Source organism: Ilumatobacter sp. (genome assembly GCF_049588435.1).
In the GTDB taxonomy this organism is placed as follows: domain Bacteria; phylum Actinomycetota; class Acidimicrobiia; order Acidimicrobiales; family Ilumatobacteraceae; genus Ilumatobacter_A.
The window spans coordinates 1-5,450 of sequence record NZ_JBAVYV010000266.1 but is presented as its reverse complement, the minus strand read 5'-3'; the positions used below and the strand labels follow the sequence as shown (position 1 = coordinate 5,450).

Annotated in this window: 6 protein-coding genes; 4 read left to right on the top strand and 2 right to left on the bottom strand. The window is 66.8% G+C overall.

Translation table 11 applies throughout. The features are described 5' to 3' along the window. Positions 1–1,259 (top strand): molybdopterin-dependent oxidoreductase (locus tag WBV89_RS10470; RefSeq protein WP_423981285.1); only part of this gene is annotated, 1,259 nt, incomplete at its 5' end. A 72-nt stretch (positions 1,260–1,331) separates the two neighbouring features. On the opposite strand, the gene WBV89_RS10465 is transcribed toward WBV89_RS10470, so the two are convergent. Beyond that, complete coding sequence (locus WBV89_RS10465) at positions 1,332–1,835, bottom strand: MarR family winged helix-turn-helix transcriptional regulator (RefSeq protein WP_423981284.1); 504 nt, start codon at positions 1,833–1,835, stop codon at positions 1,332–1,334. A gap of 58 nt (positions 1,836–1,893) precedes the next feature. Here WBV89_RS10465 and WBV89_RS10460 point away from each other — a divergent pair, with 58 nt between their 5' ends. From WBV89_RS10460 to arsB, 3 genes are read left to right on the top strand one after another with little or no spacing between them, the layout of a single operon-like run. Beyond that, positions 1,894–2,871 carry an EamA family transporter gene (locus WBV89_RS10460; protein WP_423981283.1) on the top strand — a complete coding sequence of 326 codons (978 nt, stop codon included), beginning with the start codon at positions 1,894–1,896 and terminating at the stop codon, positions 2,869–2,871. Between the two features lie 24 nt (positions 2,872–2,895). Then, the gene (locus WBV89_RS10455; protein WP_423981282.1) at positions 2,896–3,171 is read left to right on the top strand and encodes an ArsR/SmtB family transcription factor; all 276 of its coding nucleotides are present in this window, start codon (positions 2,896–2,898) and stop codon (positions 3,169–3,171) included. Positions 3,172–3,203: 32 nt separating this feature from the next. Then, positions 3,204–4,310 (top strand): ACR3 family arsenite efflux transporter, encoded by a 1,107-nt coding sequence (gene arsB / locus WBV89_RS10450; protein ID WP_423981287.1) that lies wholly within the window; start codon positions 3,204–3,206, stop codon positions 4,308–4,310. 19 nt (positions 4,311–4,329) lie between these two features. Here arsB and tal read toward each other — a convergent pair whose 3' ends face one another. After that, entirely contained in the window at positions 4,330–5,439 is a 1,110-nt protein-coding gene (tal, locus tag WBV89_RS10445) for a transaldolase (RefSeq protein WP_423981286.1), read from the bottom strand. Between the last annotated feature and the right edge of the window lie 11 nt (positions 5,440–5,450).

Below are 5,450 nucleotides of genomic sequence, written 5' to 3'. Positions count from 1 at the left end.
CGTACGCCCTCACGTGTGCCGTCGGTGTCATCGGGGCCTGGGCGGTTTTGATCCGCCCGGAACCGACGCTGGCCAAGCTCCTGCCGACCATCGTCGGAACGATCGTTTCGCTCGGCGTTCTGTGGTGGTTCGCTCCACATCGTGGTCCGTCCGACGCGGCAGGACGGCCGACGATGCTCGGCCCCGACCGGCGGCAGTTCATGATGGGAGCGATCGGCATCGGTTCGTTGGCGGCGATCACCGGCGGGATCGGTTGGACGATGCGTCGTCGGTTCGAGATCGACCAGGAGCGGGCGACGCTCGTCATTCCGGACGTCGCCGCTGACGAAGCTGCGGCGATCATGCCCGATGAGTTCTCGCTCGGAGTGGAGGGGATCGAGTCGTTCGTCGTGCCGAACGATCAGTTCTACCGAATCGACACCGCGCTGGTGGTCCCGCAGGTCAGCGCCGACACGTGGACGCTCAAGATCGACGGACTCGTCGACAACCCGATGGAGCTGACGTTCGCCGACCTCCTCGCCCGTCCGCAGATCGAACGCAACATCACGTTGTCGTGTGTGTCGAACCCGGTGGGTGGTGAGCTCGTCGGCAACGCGGTGTGGCAGGGGGTTCGCCTCGCGGACATCCTCGACGAGGCCGGACTGCAGACGGGAGCCGAACAGGTCGTGTCGCGCTCGGTCGACGGATGGACCTGCGGCTCGCCGATCGAGGCGATCATGGACGGCCGTGACGCGATGCTGGCCATCGCGATGAACGGTGAGCCGCTCCCCGCGCGCCACGGCTACCCGGTGCGGATCGTGGTTCCCGGGTTGTTCGGGTACGTCTCGGCGACGAAGTGGGTCACCGGCATCACGCTCACCCGCTGGGATGACTTCGATGCGTACTGGGTGCCCCGAGGATGGTCCAAGCGCGGCCCGGTGAAGACGATGGCACGCATCGACACGCCGCGATCGGGAGCGAAGCGCGACGGCGTCGTTCCGATCGGTGGGGTCGCGTGGGCGGTGCACCGTGGGATCGAGTCCGTGCAGGTCCGCGTCGACGAGGGGGAGTGGCGGGACGCCGAACTGGGTTCGGTTCCGTCCGCCGACACGTGGGTCCAGTGGGTGTACCGCTGGGACACGAGCGACGTCGAGCGTGGGGGACACACCATCGAGGTCCGCGCGATCGACGGTGACGGCGACCCACAGGCCGAGGAACGCAAGGCGGTCGCACCCGACGGTGCGCAGGGATACCACCGCATCGTCATCGACGTCAACTGATCAACCGTCAACTGATCAACCGTGAACTGATCAACCGTGAACTGATTCGCCGTGGCTGTGAGCCCGGACTGCTCAGTCGTCGTTCGCCTGCTCGACCGCGATCTGCAGCCGGCGCAGGAGCGCCGTGAGCTCGCGCCGTTCATCGGCCGACATCGCCCCGACGATGCGTCGTTCGTTCTCCGCGTGGTCGGTGACCGCCCGATCGACGACGGTTCGGCCCGGCTCGGTGAGCGTGACCAGCACCTGGCGACCGTCGTCGGGGCTCTTGGATCTCCGGACGAGGCCGCGCCGCTCGAGGCGGTCGAGTCGGTTGGTCATGGCTCCCGAGGTGACCATCGTCGACTCGAGAAGTCGCCCCGGGGTGAGCTGGTGCGGGTCACCGGAGCGCAGCAGGGTGGCGAGGACGTCGAACTCCCACGATTCGAGATCGTGCCGTTCGAAGACATCGTCGAGCAGCGGCCGGATCTGGCGTTCGAGTCGGGCCAGCCGACCGATGATCGCCATGCCCGAGGTGTCCAGATCGGGCCGTTGCACCTTCCATTGCTCGACGATCTCGTCGACTCGATCCAACGGCATGGGCACGATCGTACAACAATCTCTTGATGTCGAGAGAAAGTCCGATATGGTTCTCTTCATGTCAAGAGAACAGGTCGGCGGGCCGACACCGTCCTCGGGGCCGGCGGCGGGGGCGGCCGGGGGAGATCCGGGGGAGCCGTCGAGTGGTCCCACGTGGCGAACATCCGCGCAAACTGCGTTGACGCCGGCGGTGTGGGGAACGACGTACATCGTCGCCACCGAGTTCCTCCCCGAGGGGCGTCCGTTGCTGGCGGCGGCAGTGCGTGCGCTCCCGGTCGGGGTGGCCTTCATGCTCGTCGGGCGTCGCCTTCCGGTCGGGGTGTGGTGGTGGCGTGCAGCGCTGCTCGGCGTGCTCAACATCGGAGCGTTCTTCGCGCTGCTCTTCGTCGCCGCGTTCCGGCTCCCCGGTGGGGTCGCCGCAACAGCCGGCGCGCTCCAGCCGCTCGTCGCGGCCGGAATCGCAGCCGTCGTGCTCGGTGAGGCGTTCACGAGACGCGTGGCGTGGGCCGGTGTCGCCGGAGTCGCGGGCGTTGCCTTCCTCGTCCTCGGACCGACGGCCTCACTCGATCCGGTCGGAGTTGCCGCTGCGTTGGCAGGCACCGTGTCGATGGCGACCGGAGTCGTGCTGACCAAGCACTGGGGGCGACCCGTGGACCTGATCACCTTCACCGGATGGCAGCTCACGGCGGGTGGTCTCGCTCTCGTGCCGGTCGTCGTGCTCGCCGAAGGGGCTCCGACGGACATCTCGCCCACGAACGTCGCCGGGTTCCTCTGGCTCGCCGTCGTCGGGACCGGACTTGCGTATGCGAACTGGTTCCGAGGGATCCAGCTGCTCCAGGTCAACGTGGTCAGCTTCCTCGGAGTCCTCAGCCCGCTCGTCGCCACGCTCGCCGGCTGGATCTTCCTCGATCAGACACTCCGGGCACCACAGCTCGTCGGGGCAGCGCTGATCGTCGGGTCCGTCGTCGCATCTCAGCGGGGCGGCCCGGTTCGAACGGTCGCCCGCGTCGCTGTGCCTGAAACGGCAGCGCTCTGAGCCGATCGTGGCTACGATGCGGGCGTGGACGATTCAATCGTTGTTGAACAGTTCAAGGCATTGGGGGATCCCGTGCGCTGGGCGATCGTGTGTGAACTCCGTGGCGGGACACGATGCGCATGTGAACTCTCCGATGTCGCCGCGGTGTCGCCGCCCTTGCTCTCCCATCACCTGAAGGTGTTGCGCGAGGCCGGCTTGATCACCGGCGCGAAGCGTGGTCGCTGGGTCGACTACACGATCGAGAACACGGCACTGGCATCGTTGGTCGCCCGAGTCGAGCCCGAAACGGTCGTGGCGTGAGCACGTCGACTCCCAGCCCGGCCCCGAACCCGGTGGCGACATCATCGACCGGGGCCCGGGCGGACAGCGGGCTCGGATCCTTCGAACGGTTCCTCACGATCTGGGTGACCCTCGCGATCGTCGTCGGTGTGGGACTGGGGCTGATCGTCCCCGGGGTGTTCGAGCAGATCGCTGACCTCGAGGTTGCCCAGGTGAACCTCGTCGTCGCCGTGCTGATCTGGTTGATGGTGTACCCGATGATGCTCAAGGTCGAGCCGGACTGCCTGAGCGACGTCCGCCGCCGTCCGACGGGCCTGATCCTCACCCTCTCGATCAACTGGCTGGTCAAGCCGTTCACGATGGCCGCACTGGCGTACTTCTTCTTCCGCTACGTGTACTCGAACTTCGTGCCCGCCGGGGAGGCCGACGAGTACATCGCCGGAATGATCCTGCTCGGCGTCGCACCCTGCACTGCGATGGTGTTCGTCTGGAGCCAACTGACCAACGGCAATCCCAACTACACGCTCGCTCAGGTCTCGATCAACGATCTCATCCTCGTCTTCGCTTTCGCACCGATCGCGGGACTGCTGCTCGGCGTCACCGATCTCACGGTGCCGTGGGCCACGCTGATCGCATCCGTGGTGATCTTCGTGGTCGTCCCGCTCGGCGCAGGCCTCGTCACGCGCTCGTCACTGATCCGGTCGGGTGGAAACGATGCCGTGGACGCCTTCGCCGGGCGACTGAAGGCGACATCGGTCATCGGACTGCTGCTCACCGTCGTGCTGCTCTTCGGCTTCCAGGCCCAGACGATCATCGATCAACCGGCCCGCGTGCTGATGATCGCGATCCCGCTGCTCATCCAGAGCTACGGGATCTTCGCGATCGGCTACGGCTCGGCGCGCGCTCTGCGGTTGCCGTTCGACGTCGCTGCGCCCGCGGCGATGATTGGCACCTCGAACTTCTTCGAGCTCGCCGTGGCCGTCGCCATCAGCCTGTACGGCCTCGGGTCGGGTGCGGCGCTCGCGACCGTCGTCGGTGTTCTGATCGAAGTGCCCGTGATGCTCTCGCTCGTGTCGTTCGCCAACCGCACCCAGGGTTGGTTTCCGGGATCGTCCGATGCGGCGCGCCCCGGGGTCACCCCGACGACCGCGAGCCGCTGAGCTGAGCTCGGCGCGTCGCTCAGCTGCGGAGTGACGCGGCCTTGTCCTCGAGGGCCGCGATCAACTCGTCGAACGCCTTGGCGAAGCTGTCGACCCCTTCGCGTTCGAGTTGGGCGGCGACATCGTCCATGTCGACGCCGACCTCGGGCAGCTTCGCCCAGACCGCTTCGGACTCGGCGACGTCGACATCCACCCGTCGAGCGACCGTGCCGTGATCGACGAACGCATCGAGCGTCGCGTCGGGGAGCGTGTTGACGGTGTCCGGGCCGATCAGCTCGTCGACGTAGAGCGTGTCGGGGTACTCGGGGTTCTTCGCCCCCGTCGACGCCCACAGCGGACGTTGCACCCGTGCGCCGCGTGCGGCGAGACGCTCCCAGCGATCACCGGAGAACTTCTCCGTGAACAGCTTGTAGGCGAGCTTGCCCTGGGCCACGGCGGCCTTGCCGCGGAGTGCCAGCGCTTCGTCCGAGCCGATGGTTTCGAGCCGCTTGTCGACCTCGACGTCGACTCGGCTGATGAAGAAGCTCGCCACGCTCGCGACCTGTGACAGGTCGGCGTCGGCATCCTCCGCGAGTCGCTCGAGACCGGTGATGTATGCCTCGATCACCTTCTCGTAGCGGGGGAGCGAGAAGATCAGCGTGACGTTGATGCTGCGACCTTCGGCGATCATCTCCTCGATCGGAGCGAGGCCCGCCTCGGTGCCGGGGATCTTCACCATCAGGTTGCGTCGGTTGATCCGGGTGTGCAGATCACGCGCGGCCTGCTCCGTACCGGGACCGTCGTGGGCGAGGTCCGGTGCGACCTCGACGCTCACATAGCCGTCGACGCCGTCGGAATGGTCGTACACCTTGGAGAACACGTCGCACGCCGCGTGGATGTCACGAATGACCAGCGACCAGTAGTCGTCGACGATCGGACCATCGTCGGCCGCGATCTCGGCGAACTGCTCGTCGTAGTCCGACGATCCCTGGATCGCCTTCTGGAAGATCGACGGGTTCGAGGTCAGGCCGAGCGCCCCGCCGTCGCGGATGTCGACGAGTTTGCCGGACGTGATGTAGTCCCGGCGGAGGTTGTCGAGCCAGGCGCTCTGACCCTCGTTCTCGTACAGTTCGTGCAGTCGCTTGCTCATCGTGTCTTCCT

What these genes read in the sequence shown, in the direction of transcription:
- WBV89_RS10465 (WP_423981284.1), bottom strand. Translation starts at nt 1,835, where the DNA reads ATGCCGTTGGATCGAGTCGACGAGATCGTCGAGCAATGGAAGGTGCAA.
- WBV89_RS10460 (WP_423981283.1), top strand. Translation starts at nt 1,894, where the DNA reads ATGTCAAGAGAACAGGTCGGCGGGCCGACACCGTCCTCGGGGCCGGCG.
- tal (WP_423981286.1), bottom strand. Translation starts at nt 5,439, where the DNA reads ATGAGCAAGCGACTGCACGAACTGTACGAGAACGAGGGTCAGAGCGCC.